The following is a 21009-nucleotide window of genomic DNA, read 5'->3' on the forward strand; positions in this document are numbered from 1 at the left end:
CCGAAGGCGAGTTTTGCCCCTCACCCGGCTGGCGCGCGCCGGATTTGGGGACCCGACCGAAGGGAGGGCAACGGCTTTGCGGTCGCCTTTTCTTTGCTTACTTTCTTTTGGCGAAGCAAAAGAAAGTGAGCGGCTGCCGGGCCGCCCCCGGCTTGCATCCACGGAGCAGCAACCGTTTTAGCAACCCTCAGACCGTTCTTAGCTTGCCAAGACCTGCACTCCGTAGAACGTCAAATGGGGTCAGAGTAATTTTCGCAAAAACCGCGAAAAAAAAACTCTGACCCCATTTGACTGCGTCGCGGGTGAATTTAGCTTAAGGCAGGCAAACGCAAGGTCACTTCCAGGCCGCCCGCAGGGTGGTTTCGCAACTGCAAAGTAGCGCGGTGATTCTCCGCGATATTGCGCGCAATCGTCAGCCCAAGCCCGGTGCCGCCAGTATCCCGCGACCGCGAAGTCTCCAGCCGGAAGAACGGATCAAACACCGTCTCCAGCAATTCCGCAGGAATCCCCGCCCCGCCATCCCGAATCCGGATCACGATATCCGCCCCCTCCCGCCCCAGCTGCAAACGCGCATAACGCCCGTACTTGGTCGCGTTATCCACCAGGTTAGTCAGGCAACGCCGCAAAGCATTAGGCTGCGCCACGATCGAAGCCCGGGTGCGCCCCTCCAGCGTGACATCCTGCCGCGCATCCACCGCATCGGCACAGACGCTGTCAAGCAGGGAATCGATATCCAGCTTCTGCATCGCCTCCGCCGAATCCATGCTGCGCGCCAGATCCAGCCCCTCGCGCACCATGCTCTGCATGACCGCCAGGTCCTCCAGCAATTTCTGGCGCAACTCGCCGTCGCCCACTTTTTCCAGGCGCAGGCGCAAACGCGTCAAAGGCGTCTGCAAATCATGCGTGATCGCTGCCAGCATGTGAGTGCGATGCTGGATCTGCCGCTTGATGCGCGCCTGCATGGCATTGAAAGCGGTCGCAGCCTGCCGCACTTCGGTAGGCCCGCTTTCATCCAGCGGCGGCCGGTCGATATCGCTGCCCAGTTCGCCGGCGGCATTCGCCAGCAGCTGGATCGGCCGCGCCGTCATCTTGGCGACGATAAACGCCAGCACCGCGATCAGCACCATGAACAAGGCAAAATACAGCGAAGGAAAGGGCATGCCGGGTGGACGGCCGCCGGGCGCGCCGGGCTCGCGCATCACGCGCAGCTTGACCTTCAGCACGGCGCCGTCCTTGAGGGCGACATACACCGCCTGGCATTCATCGAAATGCCGTGGATCCTGGCCCCTGCGTTCACGCAGCTTGCAATCCTTCTGCTTGACGACGGTCACGCGGCGTTCGCTGCCCAGCTTGGATTTTATCGCGCTCGTCAGCGAAGGGTTGTCGTTGACCGTCGGTTCGGTTTCGTTGACCAGGCTCGATTCGAGGCCGAATTTTTCACTGGTCTGCAGCACGATGCTGCGCGTATCGGGACCGACATTGTCGATTGAAATGACGATCTGTTCGATGCGGTCGGCAATCCGCGATTCGTACCATTCCTTGAAGTTCTTGCGCCGCTCGCTATCCGCCAGCCAGCCGGTGCTGCCGACCGCAACCAGGATCCCAGCCAGCAGAATCAGGAATACCCGGTTCGCCACCGAGCCAAAGAAATTTCTCACTGACAGTAGTCCTTTTTCTACCACGCGGCCGTCGCGATTGGATCATGCAGCCGCATCACGACTCTACTGTCACGGCGGTGGCCAGCACATAGCCTTCGTTGCGCACGGTCTTGATGATCACCGGCGTGCGGGCATCGTCGCCCAGCTTCTGGCGCAGGCGGCTGATCTGGATGTCGACCGAACGGTCGAAAGGATCGGATTCGCGGCCCTGGGTCAGCTCCAGCAGCTGGTCGCGGTTCAGCACCCGGTTCGGATGATCGAGGAACACCTTGAGAATGCGATATTCCGCGCCCGACAGAGCCACCACCAGGCCGTCATGGTTGACCAGATGACGCGCGATCAGGTCCAGCGTCCAGTGGCCGAACTGGATCTGCTGGGCTTCCGGCGACACCATATTCGGCGGCAAGGCTTGAGTGCGGCGCAACACGCTGCGGATGCGGGCAAACAGTTCGCGCGGCTCGAACGGCTTCGACAGATAGTCGTCGGCGCCCATTTCCAGGCCCAGGATGCGGTCCAGCGGCTCGCCGCGCGCGGTCAGCATGATCACCGGGATATTCGAATCGGCGCGCAGGTTGCGGCACAGCGTCAGGCCGTCTTCGCCGGGCAAGGTGAGATCCAGCACCACCAGGTCGACCCGTGTTTCCGCCAGCACTTTGCGCATGTCGCTGCCGTTGGTCGCCATCAGGGTGCGGAAGCCGTTGGCATCCAGGTATTCGGCCAGCAAAGTCCGGATTTCGTGGTCGTCGTCGACCACCAATATATGAGCAGCGGTTTCCATATGCTTGATTATCCTAGTAGCTGCAGTAAGACCGGAAGTACGGCCAATCCAAAATTCAGGCTATCCATGCCGGCCATCGCCGTTGATAACGATGCTGGCAAGACAAACTATAACCGATACATAACGACTGCAAATCGACAACAAGTATTTGCCGTTTTCAGGATTATGGCAAGCCGGCGCAAGAAAGACGATAGTAATTTGTATATTGGCATATCCGCCTCGCATCCCGACACTTTAGGATACAAAGCAAACTTGAGGCCATACAAGCAGATACAAAGCTTGGACTCTATGAAAAACCGGCGACACACCAGCGCGTTCCAATGCGAACTGTGCAGATTGCACTCACATTCATAGAAGGACTCCACCATGTTCAAGCTTCGCAAACAATTACTGATCGGCGTGACCGCATTGAGCATCGCCGCCATGGGCCTGAGCGCCCACGCCCAGACCGACGGCGCCAGGAAGGGCCCGCCGACACCGGAACAGCAAGCCAAATTTGCCGACCACATGGCAAAAATGCAGGCCAAATGGCATGACGACCTGAAGATCACCGCAGCGCAGGAATCCGCCTGGCAAACCTTCATCGGCAAGATCAAGCCGGTCAGGCCGGCCGAGCCGCCAAAGCGTCCAAGCAAGGAGGAGTGGGACAAACTGACAGCGCCGGAACGCCTGGACCACCGGATGGAATTCCTGAAACGTGCTGAAACCCGCCTGGCCGAGCATACCGCCGCAGTCAAGGAATTCTATGCCGTCCTGACGCCGGTGCAGCAAAAGGTCTTTGACGAGCACTTCAAGCAGCTGGAAAAACGCCGCTTCGGCCATCACGGCTCCCACCGCGGCGGCCCTGACAGCGCTCCGGAAGGCCGCCCATAACGCGTGAGCCGGACCCCGCCTGCCGGGCATATGGCGAAGCCGTAGACGTTGCGCGCATCACAAGCGCGCAACCCTGCGGCTTCATCATTTACTGCCCTGCAATTGGCGCGCGGCAGCGCCAATTGCCGTTGGCATTGCATGCCGATACACTGCCAGAAGCCGTTCATTAAATTGAAACAATTTCTAATAAATACACACGGCGGTAAAATTTACTCGCTAAACTCATGTAATTACACTTCAACAATCTGCTGATTCCTGATTTCTGGTTCCAGCGGATCCATGCATTGCATCCGACCACACTCTGACCGACCTCCTGCCTGCGATGACTACTACACCGACTCCAAAAATCGACCAACCTAGCCAGCTCCGGCCTGCCCGGCTTCCCAACCAGCGCCAGGGCGGATTTCAGCGCAGCTGGCTGTGGCTGGTTGCTGTCGCGGTGCTGGCCGTGGCAGCCTACCTGATCTGGGGCCGTACCCATCCGGCCGCAGACGCCGCCGCAGGAAAACAGGACCAGGCGGGGCAGGCCGCAAACGGCGGCGCCAAAGGCGGCGGCAAGGGCGGCAAGCGCGGCGCCTTCGCCGGCGCCGGCGGACCATTACCGGTCGGCGTTGCGGCCGCCAAGAGCGGCGATATCAATATCTATATTTCGGGACTGGGCAGCGTCACTCCCGAAGCCACGGCCGTGGTCAAGAGCCGGGTCGACGGCCAATTGATGAAATTGCATTTCCAGGAGGGCCAGGTGGTGAAAGCCGGCGCCTTGCTGGCCGAACTGGATCCGCGCCCTTACCAGGTGGCCGTGATGCAGGCCGAAGGCCAGCTGGCCAAGGACACCGCCTTGCTGAAGGCAGCGCAAATCGACCTGCAGCGCTACCGCACCTTGCTGGCCCAGGATTCTATCGCCAGCCAGCAGGTCGACACCCAGGCGGCGCTGGTCAAGCAGTATGAAGGCACGGTCAAGTCGGACCAGGGTTCACTCGAAAGCGCCCGCCTGCAGCTGACCTACTCGCGCGTCACCGCGCCGATCGGCGGCCGCCTCGGCCTGCGCCAGGTCGACCTTGGCAACGTGGTGCACTCCAGCGACGCCAACGGCATCGTCATCATCACCCAGCTGCAGCCGATCACGACCGTGTTCAGCATCCCGGAAGATAATATTCCCAGCGTCATGAAGCAGATCCAGGCCGGCAAGAAACTGCCGACCGACGTCTGGGACCGCGACCAGAAGAACAAGCTCGACAGCGGCCACCTGCTGACCATCGACAACCAGGTCGACAGCACGACCGGCACCGTCAAGCTCAAGGCGGAAACGCCGAACGCCGACTACGCCCTGTTTCCCAGCCAGTTCGTCAATGCCCGCATGCTGCTCGATACCCGCAAGGACGCCATCGTGATTCCGAACGCCGCCATCCAGCGCGGCGCCAAAGGTACTTTCGTGTATGTCGTCAAGCCCGACCATAGCGTCACCATCCGCCAGGTAACGGCCGGTCCGACCGAAGGCGAATCGACCGCCATCGAGCAAGGCATCTCCATCGGCGAAACCGTGGTCATCGACGGCATCGACAAACTCAAGGAAGGCGCCAAAGTGGAACCTGTGGTGCGCGGCGGTCCGGCCGCGGCGACAGCCTCTGCCGACGGCTCCAGCGCTGGCGCGCACAAGGGCGGCCACCGCCGTCGCCAGGACGCCGCTGGCGATGCGCCTGCCGCGCCCGCCGCAGCCAACAAGAGCAACAGCCAATAACCGGCCGTAAAGAACGGAACGCATGAATCCCTCACGCCAGTTTATTCTCCGGCCGGTCGCCACATCCCTGTTGATGCTGGCGATTTTCCTGGCCGGTATCGTCGCCTACAAGCAGCTACCGCTTTCGGCCCTGCCGGAAGTGGACTACCCGACCATCCAGGTGGTGACGCTGTATCCCGGCGCCAGCCCTGACGTCATGACATCGTCGGTGACGGCGCCGCTGGAGCGGCAGTTCGGCCAGATGCCGGGCCTTAACCAGATGTCGTCGACCAGTTCCGGCGGCGCTTCGGTCATCACGCTGCAGTTCAGCCTGGACCTGAGCCTTGATATCGCCGAACAGGAAGTGCAGGCGGCCATCAACGCCGGCGGCAACCTGCTGCCGTCCGACCTGCCGACGCCGCCGATCTACAACAAGGTCAATCCGGCCGACACCCCTATCCTGTCGCTGGCGATCACCTCTAAGACCCTGCCGCTGCCGAAGGTCCAGGATCTGATCGACACCCGCCTGGCGCAAAAGATTTCGCAAGTGCCGGGCGTGGGCCTGGTCAGCCTGTCGGGCGGCCAGCGGCCTGCCGTGCGGCTGCAGCTGAATCCGCGCGCGATAGCCGCGCTGGGCCTGAATCTTGACGATGTCCGCACCGCCATCGGCAATGCCAACGTCAACCAGGCCAAGGGCAGTTTCGACGGCCCCTCGCGCGCCTCGACCATCGACGCCAACGACCAGCTGCGCTCAGCCGACGAATACCGCAACCTGATCATTGCCTACAAGAGCGGCGCGCCGATCCGCGTCTCCGATATCGCCGATGTCGTCGACGATGCCGAAAACGTGCGGCTGGCTGCCTGGGCCAACCAGTCGCCGGCGATCATCCTGAACATCCAGCGGCAACCGGGCGCCAACGTCATCGGCGTGGTCGACAGCATCAAGAAGATCCTGCCGAAACTGCAGGACACCCTGCCCGGCGCCATCGATGTCCAGATCCTGACCGACCGCACTACCACCATCCGCGCTTCGGTGTCAGATGTGCAGTTCGAACTGCTGCTGTCGATCGCGCTGGTGGTGATGGTGATTTTCCTGTTCCTGCGCAGCGTCCCCGCCACCATCATTCCCAGCGTGGCGGTGCCGCTGTCGCTGATCGGCACCTTCGGCGTCATGTACCTGACCGGATTTTCAGTCAACAACCTGACCCTGATGGCGCTCACCATCGCCACCGGCTTCGTGGTCGACGACGCGATCGTAATGATCGAGAATATCTCGCGCTATATCGAAGAAGGCATGAAGCCGCTGCAGGCGGCCTTGAAAGGCGCCGAGCAGATCGGTTTCACTATTATTTCCCTGACGTTTTCCTTGATTGCGGTGCTGATTCCGCTGCTGTTCATGGGCGACGTGGTAGGACGCCTGTTCCGCGAATTCGCCATCACGCTGGCGGTGGCGATCCTCATCTCGGCCGTGATTTCGCTGACGCTGACGCCGATGATGTGCGCCAGGCTGCTGCATCACATTCCGGAAGAAAAGCAAAGCTGGTTCTACCGCAAGAGCGGCGATTTCCTCGACAAGATCATCGCCCGCTACGGCGTCGCCCTGGAATGGGTGCTGCGCCATCAGTTCTCCACCCTGATCGTCGCCATCGGCACGCTGGTGCTGACCGCGGTGCTGTACATTTTCATACCGAAAGGCTTTTTCCCGGTGCAGGACACCGGCGTCATCCAGGGCATTTCGGAAGCCAGCCAATCGGTTTCCTTCTCCGCCATGGCGGAACGGCAGCAGGCGCTGGCGGCAGTGGTGCTGAAGGATCCGGCAGTCGAAAGCCTGTCTTCCTTCATCGGCATCGACGGCACCAACGCCACGCTCAACAGCGGCCGCATGCTGATCAACCTGAAGCCGCGCGACCAGCGCAACATGAGCGCCAGCGACATCATCCGCCGCCTGCAGCCGGAACTGGACCGCCAGGTCGGCGGCATCACGCTGTACATGCAGCCGGTGCAAGACTTGACCATCGAGGACAGCGTCAGCCGTACCCAGTATCAGTTCAGCGTCGAGGATGCCAATCCCGACGAACTCAGCATCTGGGTGCCCAAGCTGATCGAACGCCTGCGCCAGATTCCACAGCTGGCCGATATCGCCAGCAACCAGCAGGATCTCGGCCTGCAAGCTTATATCGCCATCGATCGCGATGCCGCTTCGCGCCTCGGCATCACCACCGCCGCGATCGACAATGCCTTGTACAACGCCTTCGGCCAGCGCCTGATCTCGACTATTTATACCCAGTCGAACCAGTACCGGGTGGTGATGGAAGTGAAGCCGGAATTCCAGAAAGGTCCGGCGGCGCTGAACAGCATCTACCTGGTGTCGGGCAATGGCAACCAGGTGCCTTTGTCCAGCATCGCCACCATCGAAGAACGCACCTCGCCGCTGGTGATCAATCATATCGGCCAGTTCCCCGCCACCACGATTTCCTTCAACCTGGCGGCGGGAGCCTCGCTGGGCGACGCGGTCAAGGCGATCCATGCGGCGGAACTGGAAATCGGCTTGCCGGACAGTATCCAGACCAATTTCCAGGGCGCGGCGCTGGCGTTCCAAGCCTCGCTCAGCAATACCCTGATCCTGATCCTGGCGGCGATCATCACCATGTATATCGTGCTCGGCGTGCTGTATGAAAGCTATATCCACCCGATCACCATCCTGTCGACGCTGCCGTCGGCCGGCGTCGGCGCCTTGCTGTCGCTGATGATCGCCGGCAGCGATCTCGGCATCATCGGCATCATCGGGATTATCCTGCTGATCGGCATCGTCAAGAAAAACGCCATCATGATGATCGACTTCGCCCTGGATGCCGAGCGCAACGAAGGCAAGAGCCCGCGCGAGGCGATCTACCAGGCTTGCCTGCTGCGCTTCCGTCCTATCCTGATGACCACCATGGCGGCGCTGCTGGGCGCCCTGCCGCTGATGCTGGGCAGCGGCGTCGGCTCGGAACTGCGGCAGCCGCTGGGGATCACCATGGTCGGCGGCCTGCTGGTATCGCAGGTGCTGACCTTGTTCACCACGCCGGTCATCTACCTGGCCTTCGACAACCTGGCGCGCCGCATGCGCGAACGCTTCGGCAACAAGGACGCCGGCAGCGACGAGGACCAGCATAATGACGAGGACGACGGCACCACAGCGGAGCCGGTCAAGCCGTGATGACAGCATGAATATATCGCGTCCCTTTATCCAGCGGCCGATCGCCACCACCCTGCTGACCATCGGCGTGGCGCTGGCCGGCATGGTGGCGTTCCGGCTGTTGCCGGTGTCGCCCTTGCCGCAGGTCGATTTCCCAACCATCTCGATCTCGGCCGGCTTGCCTGGCGCCAGTCCGGAAACCATGGCAGCCACTGTAGCGACGCCGCTGGAGCGCGCGCTCGGCTCGATTGCCGGCGTCACCGAAATGACTTCCTCAAGCTCGCTCAGTTCGACCCGCATCACCATGCAGTTCGATCTCAGCCGCGACATCGACGGCGCCGCGCGCGATGTCCAGGCGGCGCTCAACGCTGCCCGCAACCTGCTGCCGACCGGCCTGCCCAGCAATCCGAGCTATCGCAAGGTGAACCCGGCCGATGCGCCGATCATGATCCTGTCGCTGACCTCGGACAGCATGACGCAAGGCCAGATGTACGACGCCGCCGACACCATCCTGGCGCAGAAACTGTCGCAGGTGAGCGGCATCGGCCAGGTCAGCGTCGGCGGCAGCTCGCAGCCGGCGGTACGGGTCGAGCTGAATCCGACCGCGCTCAACAAGTACGGCATCGGCAGCGCCGATGTGCGCACCGCGATTGCCGCCACCAACGCCAACCGCCCCAAGGGCGTGCTGGAAGACGGCGACAAGAACTGGCAGATCTACGCTAACGACCAGGCCAAGACCGCCGCCGAGTATATGCCGCTGATCGTCGCCTATCGCAACGGCGCGGCAGTACGGGTCAGCGATGTCGCCACGGTGGTCGATTCGGTCGCCAACGTGCGCAACGCCGGTTCCGCCAACGGCAAGCCTTCCGTCCTGGTCATCCTGAACCGCCAGCCGGGCGCCAACATCATCGAGACCGTCGACGAAGTACGCGCCCTGCTGCCGCAGCTGCGCGCCTCGATTCCGGCCGCCATCAACCTCGACGTCGTGCTGGACCGCACGCCGACCATCCGCGCTTCCCTGCGCGAAACAGAACGCACCCTGCTGATGTCGATCGGCCTGGTGATCATGGTGGTGTTCCTGTTCCTGCGCAACGGCCGCGCCACGCTGATTCCGGCGGTGGCGGTGCCGGTTTCGCTGATCGGCACTTTCGGCGTCATGTACCTGCTCGGCTACAGCCTCGACAACCTGTCGCTGATGGCGCTGACGATTGCCACCGGCTTCGTGGTGGATGATGCGATCGTGGTGCTGGAAAACGTCTCGCGTCATATCGAACAAGGCAAGAAGCCGTTTGCCGCGGCCATGCTGGGGGCCAAGGAAGTCGGCTTCACGGTGCTGTCGATGAGTATCTCGCTGATCGCGGTGTTTATCCCCATCCTCTTGATGGGCGGCATCGTCGGCCGCCTGTTCCGCGAATTTGCGGTCACCCTGTCGGTAGCGATCCTGGTCTCGCTGCTGGTCTCGCTGACCACCACGCCGATGATGTGCGCGCGCCTCCTGAAACACGAACCGCAGCGCAAGCAGGGACGTTTTTTCAACGCCACCGAACGCGCCTTCAACGCCATGCTGCGCGGCTATGAACGTTCGCTGGCATGGGCGCTGCGCTTTTCGCCCCTGATGATGATCATCCTGTTCGCCACCATCGTGCTGAATGTCTATCTGTACACCGTGATTCCCAAGGGCTTTTTCCCGCAGCAGGATACCGGCCTGGTGATAGGCGGCATCCAGGGCGACCAGTCGATTTCTTTCCAGTCGATGAAGAGCAAGCTCAATGAATTCGTCGGCATCGTCCGCAACGACCCCGATGTGCAGAGCGTGATCGCCTTCACCGGCGGCGGCCAGAGCAACCGCGGCAATATGTTCATTACGCTCAAGCCGCTGACCGTGCGCAAGCTCACCGCGGACCAGGTGATCGCCCGCCTGCGCGGCAAGCTCAGCCATGTGCCGGGCGCCAACCTGTTCATGCAATCGGTGCAGGATATCCGCGTCGGCGGCCGCTCCAGCGACGCCCAGTACCAGTACACCCTGCAGTCGGACGACCTGAACGAGCTGCGCACCTGGGAACCGAAGATCCGCGAAGCCTTCAGCGCCCTGCCCCAACTGGCCGACGTCAATACCGACCAGCAGGACAAGGGCTTGCAGACCACCCTGACCATCGACCGCGAGACGGCGATCCGCAATGGCGTCACGCCGCAGCTGATCGACTCCACCCTGAACGATCTGTTCGGCCAGCGCCAGGTATCGACCATCTACAGCGGCATGAACCAGTATCACGTCGTAATGGAAGCGGCGCCGCAGTACTGGCAAAGCCCGCAAGTGCTGCATGACACCTATGTCAGCATTCCCGCCAGCACCGCCAACCTGTCGCCCACCACCTCTGCCCTCGGCACGCCGCCGGCGTTGACGGCCAACGGCAAGCTGGCTTCCAACTCGTCGCTGGCGCTGACCTTGTCGACCGCGGCAGAAAAGCAGATGCCGCTGGCGGCGTTCTCCAGCTTCCAGCCGACCAATACCTCGCTCGGCGTCAATCACCAGAGCCAGTTCATCGCCTCAACCATCTCCTTCAACCTGCCGGCCGGCGTCTCGCTGTCGGAAGCGACGCTGGCGATCAACGATGCGCTGGCCCGGATCGGCGTGCCGACCTCGGTGCATGGCAGCTTCCAGGGCACCGCCAATGTGTTCCAGTCATCCCTGAACAGCCAGCCGGTGCTGATCCTGACGGCGCTGCTGGCGGTCTATATCGTGCTCGGCGTCCTGTATGAGAGCTATGTGCACCCGGTCACCATCATCTCGACCCTGCCTTCGGCCGGCGTCGGCGCCCTGCTGGCATTGCTGGCGACCGGCACCGATTTCAGCCTGATCGCCCTGATCGGCGTGATCCTGCTGATCGGCATCGTCAAGAAGAATGCGATCATGATGATCGACTTCGCCCTGCATGTGGAACGCGAACAGGGGCTGTCGCCGCGCGATTCCATCTTCGAAGCCTGCCGCCTGCGTTTCCGGCCGATCATGATGACCACCATGGCCGCCATGCTGGGCGCAGTGCCGCTGGCGCTGGGCGCCGGCGACGGCGCCGAACTGCGGCGGCCGCTGGGGATCGCGATTGTCGGCGGCCTGATCATGAGCCAGCTGCTGACCTTGTACACGACCCCGGTGGTGTATCTGTACATGGACAGGTTCCGCCTGTGGAGCAAGGATAAATGGGAACGGCGCAGCGGCAGGCCCGCGCCGGATGCAGCTGAAGCGGTGTAAGCTAGAGACGCCGCAAGCACGACCGAAAGACAATCAACGGATCTGATATGAAACACTTGCAAGCACCTATGCATAAAACCCTGCTGGCGGCGGCTGCCGCGGCGCTGTTGCTGAGCGCCTGCGCGGTCGGCCCTGATTATGTGCGGCCGGCCACCGAAGCGCCAACCGCATTCAAGGAAAACAAGGACTGGAAAACCGCCACGCCGAAAGACCAGGAACTACGCGGCAACTGGTGGGAAATCTATCAGGATCCACAGCTCAACGGTTTGATCGAACAAGTCAATATCTCCAATCAGAATCTGGTGCAGGCCGAAGCACAGTTTCGCCAGGCCGCGGCGCTGGTGCAGTCGGCGCGGGCAGCTTACCTGCCGACGGTATCGGCCAGCGTTTCCGCTACCCGCTCGGGCGGCGGACGCACCGGCAGCAACAGCAGCAACAACGGCGGCGGCTCGGTGTCGAACAGCTTCTCGCTCGGTCCAAGCGTGAGCTGGGAACCGGACCTGTGGGGCCGCATCAGCCGCACGGTGGAAGCCAACCAGGCCACGGCCCAGGCCAGCGCCGCGGATCTGCAGGCAACCAGGCTGAGCGCGCAAGCCACGCTGGCGCAAAACTACCTGCAATTGCGGGTGCTCGACGCGCAGCAAACCCTGTTCGACGATACCGTTGCCGCCTACCAGAGATCGTACCAGCTGACACAGAACCAGTATGCGGTCGGGGTGGTGTCCAAGGCCGACGTGATCCAGGCCCAGACCCAGCTCAAGGGCGCCCAGGCGCAGGCGCTGGACAACGGCGTGCTGCGCGCCCAATTGGAACATGCCATCGCCATGCTGACCGGGCAGCCGGCCTCGACTTTCTCAATTGCGCCGGCCGCCATGGTGGCGATGCTGCCGGCGATTCCGGTCGGCGTCCCGTCCACCTTGCTGGAACGGCGTCCCGACATCAGCGCCGCCGAGCGCCGCGCGGCGGCAGCCAATGCCCAGATCGGCGTCGCCAAGGCGGCTTATTTTCCGAACCTGACCCTGTCTGCTTCCGGCGGCTTCCAGAGCAACAGCTTCGCCAACTGGCTGACCGTGCCGAACCGTATCTGGTCGCTCGGCCCGGCGCTGGCGGCAACCCTGTTTGACGGCGGTGCACGGCGCGCCCAGAGCGACCAGGCGATCGCCGGCTTCGACGCCAGCGTCGCCGCCTACAAGCAGACCGTGCTGACCGGCTTCCAGGAGGTGGAAGACAACCTGGCGGCCTTGCGCATCCTGGAACAGGAAGCGGCGGTGCAGGATGAAACAGTCAAGTCGGCGCGGCTGGCGGTGGAACTGATCCTCAATCAATACAAGTCTGGCCTGGTGAATTACACTAGCGTGGCGACGGTGCAGGCAACTGCGCTCAGCGCAGAGCGCTCAGCGCTGGATATCCAGAACCGGCGCCTGTCTGCCAGCGTGTTGCTGATCAAGGCCCTGGGCGGCGGCTGGGACCAGGCTGAACTGCCGGCCAACAAGGTATTGAACGACCGCGACGCCACACTCGCCAGCGGCAAGCCGGCCGCGAAGTAGCCGTATGGCCGCAGCCGGCGGCGTAGTTCGGGACAAGAATGAGATAAACGGGGGAATCATGAAATTCAGCTCCAGCTGGCAATTGTTTGCGCTGGGCTCGGCATTTTTCGCCGGCCTGACAGCGATCTTCGGTAAATTCGGCGTGGTCGGCATGAACTCCAATTTCGCCACCTTCATCCGCACCGTGGTGATCCTGTTCGTGATCGCCGGCATCGTCACCTTGCGCGACGAATGGCAGAAGCCGGCGCTGGTCGGCGCCTCCAACTGGCTGTTCCTGGTGCTGTCGGCGATCGCCACCGGCCTGTCCTGGCTGTGCTATTACCACGCGCTGCAAATCGGTCCGATTTCAAAAGTAGCGCCTATCGACAAGCTGAGCGTCGCCTTCGCCATCGTGCTGGGCCTGCTGTTTGCCGGCGAACAGCTGACCTGGCCGGTGGCCATCGGCGGCTCACTGATCGTGGCCGGCTCGGTCGTGATTATCGCGTTCTAAGGAACATGCTAAGCGAGGTGCAGCAGCGTCGCCGGCATGGCGCCGCGCAAGGCGTTGCACACCATGATTTCTTCCGCCGCCAGTAAATCATCCATGCCGAGGCTGCGCTCGGCGGCATCCCATGCCGGATCGTTCAACACCACGCTACGCATCACGCCCGGCAGCAGTCCCGCGCCCAGCGGCGGCGTATACCAGCGGCCTTCCAGCTTGAGGAAGACGCTGCTGCGGCCGCCTTCGGTCAATTCTCCCCGCTGGTTAAAGAACAGCATGTCGAAAGCGCCCAGCTGCTGTGCCTGCTGCCAGGCCTGGTCGTAACGCTGCCGCACCGTGGTTTTATGGCGCAGGAACAAATCGTCCGATTGCGTCGGCGCCGGCGCGATCAGCAAGCTGACCGGTGTCGCCAATGCCGTCAGCTCAGCGCTCTGCAGGCTGCAACCGCCATCGGCGGACAAGCTGAGCCGCAAGCGCATGGCGCCGGCAGCCGGCAAGGCGGCGCAATGCGCCTGCACCGCGCCGCGCAGGGCCGCAGCATCGCAGGGAAAGCCGAAATAGGCGGCGGATCCCTGCAGGCGCCGCAAATGCAGGTCCAGGTGACGGCAACCGTCGGCCTTGGTCGCATACATGGTTTCAAACAAGGAAAAATCAGGCGGCAAGCCGGTCAGGAATTTCGCCTTCAAAGCGCATTCCGCATATTCTTCCGCCGCCACGCCGTCATGCACGATGCCGGCGCCGACGCCCATTTCACCGCGCCGTATAGCGGCGCCATCCTGCCCTTGCTGCGCCGCCGGCTGCAGCCACAGCGTGCGGATCGGCACCGACAGGCAGAAGTCGCCGAACTGGCGGCCGGCCGGTTCTGCATCGAACCAGCCTATCGCGCCGGTATACAGGCCGCGCGGCTCCGGTTCCAGTTCCTGGATGATCTGCATGGTGCGATGCTTGGGCGCGCCGGTGATCGAACCGCAGGGATACAGCGCCTGTATGACGGCGCTGAGGCTGACATCGTCGCGCACCTGGGCCTGCACCGTGGATGTCATCTGCAGCACGGTATTGAACTGCGTCACCTCGAACAGATGCGGCACCTGCACCGAGCCGGGCACCGCGATGCGCCCCAGGTCGTTGCGCAGCAAATCGACGATCATCAGGTTCTCCGCCAGGTTCTTGGGATCGGCCGCGAGCGCTTGCGCCGCCTGGAGATCCAATCCGGCGTCGCCGCTGGCGGCGGCGGTGCCCTTCATCGGCCGCGCCGTCAGCCAGCCATCGGCATGCCGCACAAACAGTTCCGGCGACAGCGACAGCACAGTCGCGCCGTCAGCCAGCTGGATCAAGCCGCCATAGGGCACCGGCTGCCGGCTTCTGAGCTGGCGGAACAGCGTGAGCGGACTGCCGTAGACATCGAAACGCAGGCGATAAGTGTAATTGACCTGGTAGGTGTCGCCCGCCTCGATGTAGGCGTGGATCCTGGCAATGGCCTCGGCAAACTGCGTTGCGCTGACATTCGGCTGCAGATTGGCGATGCCGGCGCTGCCGCCGGCGTCGCCTTCGGCGGCCTGGCGCTGTTCCAGCCATTGGTCGACCTCGCTGTCGCTCAAATGCCGACATTGCGAAAACAATAGAATCTGCGCCAGCATTGGCGGCGGCGATGGCGCGGCTTGGGAAATCCCCTGCAAGCCCAGCCCGAGTTCATAAGTGAACAGGCCGACCGCGTGCAACCCCTCGCGCAAAGCCTGTTGCATCTGGGCGATCAACAGCGGCAGCTGGCCGGCGGCAAAACATTGCAAGCTGCGCACATGGCCGGTGTACAGGCGCGATGAGGGAGAGTCCGGCACGGCCGCAGTGCGGTCATCCAGCAATGCGAAACATTCGGTCGGTGAGCGAGGCGTATTGATCATGATTTTTTGCGAAGGTGCCACGGGCGGCTGATGCGACAGCCTGCATGCTACCCGATCAGAAGCGAAATGGTTAAAACGTTATAATTATGCTCTTTGTAAGCGCAGCGGATCCACCCCGGCCAGATGCTTGCCGCGGCGAGATAGTTTGCGTCTTGAACAGCACTCCTCACCTATCCCCGATGGCTATATCCCGCGTCTTTCTCACGCCACTGATCGTGGCTTGCGCTCTGTTCATGGAAAACATGGACTCCACCGTGATCGCCACTTCATTGCCGATGATGGCGCAAGACATGGGAGAAAGCCCGATCGCGCTCAAGCTGGCGATGACCTCGTACCTGGTAAGCCTGGCGGTGTTCATCCCGATTAGCGGCTGGATGGCCGACCGCTTCGGCGCCCGCACCGTATTCCGCAGCGCCATCGGCGTCTTCATGCTGGGCTCCATCCTGTGCGGCATGTCGGGTACGCTGGCGCAATTCGTCGCCGCCCGCTTCCTGCAAGGGATAGGCGGCGCCATGATGGTGCCGGTGGGCCGCCTCGTGATCCTGCGCACTACCTCCAAGGCGGAGCTGGTGCGCGCCCTCAGCTACCTGACCATCCCGGCCTTGTTGGGACCGGTCATCGGCCCGCCGCTGGGCGGCTTCATCACCACCTATTTCCACTGGCGCTGGATTTTCTTCATCAACGTCCCGATCAGCATACTCGGCATCTACCTGGCCACGCGCTATATCGAAAACCTGCGCAGCGACGACACCGTGCCGCTGGACCTGCCCGGCTTCCTGCTATCTGCCGTCGGCTGTTCGACCCTGATGTTCGGGCTGGCCAGCGCCGGCCGCCACCTAGTGGCCGGCGATGTTTCGCTGATCTGCGTGGCGGTCGGCAGCCTCAGCTTGCTGGCCTATGTATGGCACGCATTGCGCACACCGCATCCGCTGATCAATCTGCGCTTGCTGAAAATCCCGACGCTTCGCATGAATGTCTACGGCGGCTCGCTGTTCCGCATCGGCGTCGGCGCCCTGCCTTTCCTGCTGCCGCTGCTGTTCCAGCTGGGCTTCGGCCTGACGCCGTTCCAGTCGGGCCTGCTGACCTGCGCTTCTGCGGCCGGCGCGATCTTCGTCAAGACCATGACCACCAAGGTGTTGAAACGGTTCGGCTTCAGGAGCGTGCTGGTGTACAACACCTTGCTCGGCGCCTTGTCGATGGCCGCTTTCGGCGTACTCAAGGCGGACACCTCGCATGTCTTCATTATTCTTTTGCTGTTGCTGGGCGGTTGCGTGCGGTCCATGCAGTTCACCAGCCTGAATGCCATTGCCTATGCGGAAATCGACCAGCGGCAAATGAGCCAGGCCACCAGCCTGACCAGCGTCGCCCAGCAACTGGCTATCGGCCTGGGCGTGACAGTTGGCGGCTTTGCGTTGCAGGTCTCGAACCAGGTCCAGGGCCATGCCGCCATCGTCAGCGCCGACTTCTGGCCCGCCTTTTTGGCGATCGCCCTGATCGCCATGGCTTCGCTGCCGTTTGCCTTGAAGCTGCAGCCGGACGCCGGCGCCGAAATGTCGGGTCGCAGGGCTGGTTGAACCCACTACCTGCGTTTAATCGAAGCGCAGGTTATACGTGACTTCAAGGCCGTTGATGGTGCCGCCGCGCATCACCATCGACCAGCGCCGTGAAAATTGCCAGGTCAGCTTCAGGATGCTGGCGGCGCTGGTCAGGCTCTGTTCATAGCCGAGATTGATCTTCTCGGTAATCGCCTTGCCCAGGTTCACCACTTGCTCGTTGTCGATGCCGGAATCGCTGGAACCGATCGAGAATTCGTCGAAGCCTATGCCCTGTGCGATCTTCTTGCCGCCGTAATTTCCCAGCAGCGCCAGCGCCTGTCCGGCCGCCTGGCGCTGGCCCAGCGCCGAACTGTCGCTGCCATGGCCGAACATCAGCCAGGAAAGTTTTTCTTCATCCGACACGTTCGGCTCGGACACCAGCTTGACCCGCAGGTTGGATGGGTTGCCGGTGATTTCGGCGCCGGCCTCGATTTCCTGGTTGCGCTTCATGGCCAGGATATTGATGTTCGGATTGTCGATCGGCCCCTGGAAATTGATCAGCCCGCGTTCGATCGCCAGCTTGCGGCCGAATACCTCATAGGTGCCGTTGGCGACACGGATGGTGCCGGTCGCGCGCAAGGGCTGGTAAGGCTCGCTGCGCACCTGCATGGCGCCGCGCAGCAGCAGATCGGCGCCGCTGCCGCGGAAACGGAAATCGTCGCCGAAATCGACTTCCACATTCATCACCGGCGTGGCGGCGCCGGCCGGCTTCTGCGCCGTCTTGGCCAGCTTTTCCTGTTCCGTGAGCGGTGTCGCCCGCGCCGTCTTCACGTCCTTGCGCACGATGACGACATCGTCGCCCAGCGTCGGCGCGCTGCTCTTCGGCAGGTCGAACAGCGCCTTGTCGATCTTGAACTTGCCATCGACATGCAGCTGCTCTTTGACGTTGGCGATCTTGGCCTGGCCGGACAGCATCAGCTGGCGATCCGGGCTGGCAAACAATTGAAGGCGATCGGCGATCACGCTGGCGGTGAGGTCGGGATTGTCGTGGCCCAGCTGCAGCCTGCCGGTGGCGCGCACATTGCCGTCGCCGCCGTGGAATTCCAGCTGCTGCAGATCGACCACGTTGTCCGCCAGGCTCAGGCGCGCAGTGCCGTCCTTTAACTTGATCCCCTGGTCAAACAAAGTGACGGCCAGCTGGTCGCCGTTGACCTTGCCCGACAGCTTAGGCTTGCCCAGCTCGCCGCCCAGGTTCAAATCCATGCCGATGCTGCCGTCAAGCGCCACTTGCGGCCCGATCAGCGCGCCTATCGATTTCAGCTGCGGCACCCGCAGAACCGCCTGTCCGGACAAGGCCGAACTGTCGCTGAAACCCCAGACGCCGTCGGTCTTCTGCAAAGCCAGTTGCACTTGCGCCGCCAGCGTGCCGATCCTGGCGGCCGCCACTTGCGTATCCAGCTTGATATGGCTGGCCTGCAGATCCGCGCGCAATTTCAGTTCCGACAAACCCAGGCTGACATCGCCGCGTCCCGGATTGACGCGCAGGTCGCCGCTGCGGCGGGCGATCTGCAGGAAACCGCTCATGCTGTCCGCCAGCGTGAAATCCCAGCTGCTATCGAGCACCAGGTCTGTCTTGACCGGCAATTCCGCGGCGCCAAACTCGTGCGCCAGGCTCAGGATGGTGGCCACGTTAAGAGCATTGATGGCGCCGGCGGACTGCAGCTTGCCGTGATCGAAACTGAAATTCTTCAGGTCGATCTGGGCGTCCGCCACATTCAGGCGCGTGGCGCCGAGCAATACGCGGCCTGCTTCGGCAGTCACCGACAACGGGCTCGCCATGCTGATGCGCGGCACGCCCTGGTTTTGCAGTTCGCTGATCTGCCCTTGCCAGCCGTAGCCTGCCTTGCTTTCGCTCAGTTTCCCCTGCGCCGCCATGGTCAGGTGCAAAGGCTTGCCGTGCAGGGTGCCGCTGCTCTCCAGTTTCAAGGTGTGCGCTGCATAGGTGCCGGCCAGGTTCAGGTTGAGCTTATCCAGCGCCACGTCGGCGCTATGCAGGCCGCGCCCGTCTATGCTCAGCGCCAGGCGGTTGCTGCTGGAATTGAGACTGGCGTTCAGGTCCGCCTGCACATCGGCCTGGCCCGACAGGCTGTCCAGACTATGCTCGCCAAAGGCCAGCTTCTCTGCATGGTAGGTGGCCTGCACATTCGGTTTCTGCATGGTGCCGCTGAGTTGCCCGTCCAGGTGCACGGCGCCCGCAATGCCGAATCCCAGCCGCTGCAATTCCGGCGCATCCACCTTCAGGTTGAGACGGTCGCCGGCAGCGCCAAAGCTGCCTTTGGCGTGCACCTCATTGCCAGCCACCGACAATGCCAGTTCGCTTGGCAGCAGGCGCATGCCCGCCAGATTGAGCAAGCCGCTGCCGCTCATCGGCAACTGGTCGTAGCTGCTGTCGCGGACTGCGAATTTCAGTTTCAGCTTGAGTTCCGGCGTCAGGTTGCCGGCGGCATCGATATCCATGTTGATATTGGCGGCAACCGCGCGCGCGGCGGGCGCCGGAACCGGGGCCGGCCGCTTGCCCGCATGCGCAGTCGCCTTGACCGGCGCGCTGCTGTTAATCCAGAGGAAGGGATTGAAGTCGCGCAAAGTCCCCTTTACCGCATATGCCATGCCGCTATCGAAGCCGAGGCTGCCGCTGGCGTCGAGGCGCGCGGCGCCGGCGGCCAGCTGAGCGGTTTTCAGGAGGACCTGCTTGGCGTCGATCACCGCTTCCAGCTTTGCCTTGTAGGTGGCATCCGCCAGATCCAGGCTGATCTGCTGGTTGTCCGGCGTCAGCTTGAGGTTGAGAGGGCCGCGCAGCTGCGTGGGCTTCAGCTTGCCATGCAAGGCTTGCAGATCCAGGCCGGCGACATTGAAGTTGAATTCGCCGCTGTGCTTGTTCTTGCCGTCGCTATGATATTCACCCTGGCCGCTGATGCTGGCGTCTTTCACCAGCTTCAGCTGCAGTTGCGAGAGTCGCTGGGTCTGGGTATCGAGCCGCAGCTCGGCGCTGGCGCTGGTCAGCGGCAAGCGGTCCTGGTCCAGGGCGCCAGCCATGGCATTGACAATGCGCACCGGACCGCTTACTGCCAGGGTAGACAAATCGACGCTGGCGCCAGCCGCCGTTGCCGGCGGCGCCACCGGCTTGAGGGTCGCCTGCAGGCTCAGGTCGGCCTGCGGCGCACCGCTGCTGAACAGTTTCGGATTGACGTGGGCGACATGCAGGTCCAGCGTCTGGAACGGGATCGCCGCGAACGGCGTGGCGGCGACCTTGGCGCTGCCGCTCAGTTTGTCGCCGCGCGCGGTGAGGTCTACTCCCAGCGCCGCCAGGCTGCCGGACAGTACCGCGTCCAGCTGATATTTTTCCTTTTCATATTCGCCGCCGAGCTCGGCGCCGCCGCTCAGCGCAAATGGCGACACGCCGTTCAGGCTGAGCTTGGCGCTGGCCTTGCCGTAGGGTGTAACTAGCCGTTCCACCACCAGATTGTGCTGCACGCCGTCCGATTCGCCATGCAATTGCAGATGGCTCAATTCAGTCGTGCTCAACCCCTGGTGCAAGGACAGCTTGTTCAGCGAGATATCGTTGAGCAGCAGCTGCAGCGGCAGCTTCAGGCTGGCCGGCATCACCGTCGGTGTCGGCGGCGTCGGCTCCAGGCGAGCGTCGACATCGCCGACATGCAGGTAAGCAACCTGCAGTTTCAAGGGCGAGAAACTAAGCTGCCACTTGGCATCGATGCGGTCGATCTTGTATTGCTGGGTAGCGTCGCGATACACCAGGTCACGCAGCCGCAAGCCGTCCGCCAACGTACCGCCGGCCAGCTGGCCCGACAGGTTGCCGTGCAGCGCCCAGGTACTCAGTTGCCACAGTGCGCGCGCGCCAGACTCCGTGCGCAGGCCATAGAACAAGCCCCCCGCCAGCAGGATCAGCACCAACGGGAAAGCCGCCAGCAAGCGCCACAGCCAGCGCAGGCGGCCGGGAGCAGCACCAGGATTTGGCGGCACTGCGGCTGGTTCGGCTGGGCTGGTGGTGGCTTCGGTCATGCGTTCAATCTTGGAAA

General features: G+C 62.8%; 11 protein-coding genes. 7 read left to right on the plus strand and 4 right to left on the minus strand.

All coding sequences use genetic code 11. The features are described 5' to 3' along the window. Positions 1-308: 308 nt before the first annotated feature. Together KHU30_RS20735 and KHU30_RS20740 are read right to left on the minus strand one after the other, a co-directional pair. On the minus strand, positions 309-1658 hold the full coding sequence (locus KHU30_RS20735) for an ATP-binding protein (protein WP_211444514.1): 1350 nt from the start codon (positions 1656-1658) through the stop codon (positions 309-311). A gap of 55 nt (positions 1659-1713) precedes the next feature. Then, positions 1714-2436, minus strand: coding sequence for a response regulator (locus KHU30_RS20740; RefSeq protein WP_211444515.1), 723 nt, complete (start codon positions 2434-2436; stop codon positions 1714-1716). Between the two features lie 366 nt (positions 2437-2802). On the opposite strand from KHU30_RS20740, the gene KHU30_RS20745 reads away from it, so the two are divergent. From KHU30_RS20745 to KHU30_RS20770, 6 genes are all read left to right on the plus strand, one after another. Then, a complete protein-coding gene (locus KHU30_RS20745) occupies positions 2803-3309 on the plus strand; it encodes a Spy/CpxP family protein refolding chaperone (RefSeq protein WP_211444516.1) in 507 nt (168 codons plus the stop codon). Positions 3310-3631: 322 nt separating this feature from the next. After that, a complete protein-coding gene (locus KHU30_RS20750; RefSeq protein ID WP_211444517.1) occupies positions 3632-5047 on the plus strand; it encodes an MdtA/MuxA family multidrug efflux RND transporter periplasmic adaptor subunit in 1416 nt (471 codons plus the stop codon). A 22-nt stretch (positions 5048-5069) separates the two neighbouring features. Continuing rightward, the gene (locus KHU30_RS20755) at positions 5070-8225 is read left to right on the plus strand and encodes an MdtB/MuxB family multidrug efflux RND transporter permease subunit (RefSeq protein WP_211444518.1); all 3156 of its coding nucleotides are present in this window, start codon (positions 5070-5072) and stop codon (positions 8223-8225) included. A 7-nt stretch (positions 8226-8232) separates the two neighbouring features. Beyond that, complete coding sequence (locus tag KHU30_RS20760) at positions 8233-11454, plus strand: efflux RND transporter permease subunit (RefSeq protein ID WP_211444519.1); 3222 nt, start codon at positions 8233-8235, stop codon at positions 11452-11454. A 47-nt stretch (positions 11455-11501) separates the two neighbouring features. Continuing rightward, entirely contained in the window at positions 11502-13001 is a 1500-nt protein-coding gene (locus KHU30_RS20765; protein WP_211444520.1) for an efflux transporter outer membrane subunit, read from the plus strand. A 58-nt stretch (positions 13002-13059) separates the two neighbouring features. Next, positions 13060-13491, plus strand: a complete 432-nt coding sequence (locus KHU30_RS20770) for an EamA family transporter (protein ID WP_098493508.1) — start codon at positions 13060-13062, stop codon at positions 13489-13491. Positions 13492-13499: 8 nt separating this feature from the next. On the opposite strand, the gene pabB is transcribed toward KHU30_RS20770, so the two are convergent. Beyond that, positions 13500-15380 (minus strand): aminodeoxychorismate synthase component I, encoded by a 1881-nt coding sequence (gene pabB / locus KHU30_RS20775; RefSeq protein WP_211444521.1) that lies wholly within the window; start codon positions 15378-15380, stop codon positions 13500-13502. A gap of 179 nt (positions 15381-15559) precedes the next feature. Between pabB and KHU30_RS20780 the strand changes: the two genes are divergently transcribed. Beyond that, the gene (locus tag KHU30_RS20780) at positions 15560-16954 is read left to right on the plus strand and encodes an MFS transporter (protein WP_211444522.1); all 1395 of its coding nucleotides are present in this window, start codon (positions 15560-15562) and stop codon (positions 16952-16954) included. Between the two features lie 15 nt (positions 16955-16969). On the opposite strand, the gene KHU30_RS20785 is transcribed toward KHU30_RS20780, so the two are convergent. Continuing rightward, positions 16970-20992, minus strand: a complete 4023-nt coding sequence (locus KHU30_RS20785; RefSeq protein WP_230427507.1) for a translocation/assembly module TamB domain-containing protein — start codon at positions 20990-20992, stop codon at positions 16970-16972. Positions 20993-21009: the final 17 nt, after the last annotated feature.

This window comes from Collimonas humicola, from assembly GCF_018304945.1.
Taxonomy (GTDB): Bacteria; Pseudomonadota; Gammaproteobacteria; order Burkholderiales; family Burkholderiaceae_D; genus Collimonas; species Collimonas humicola.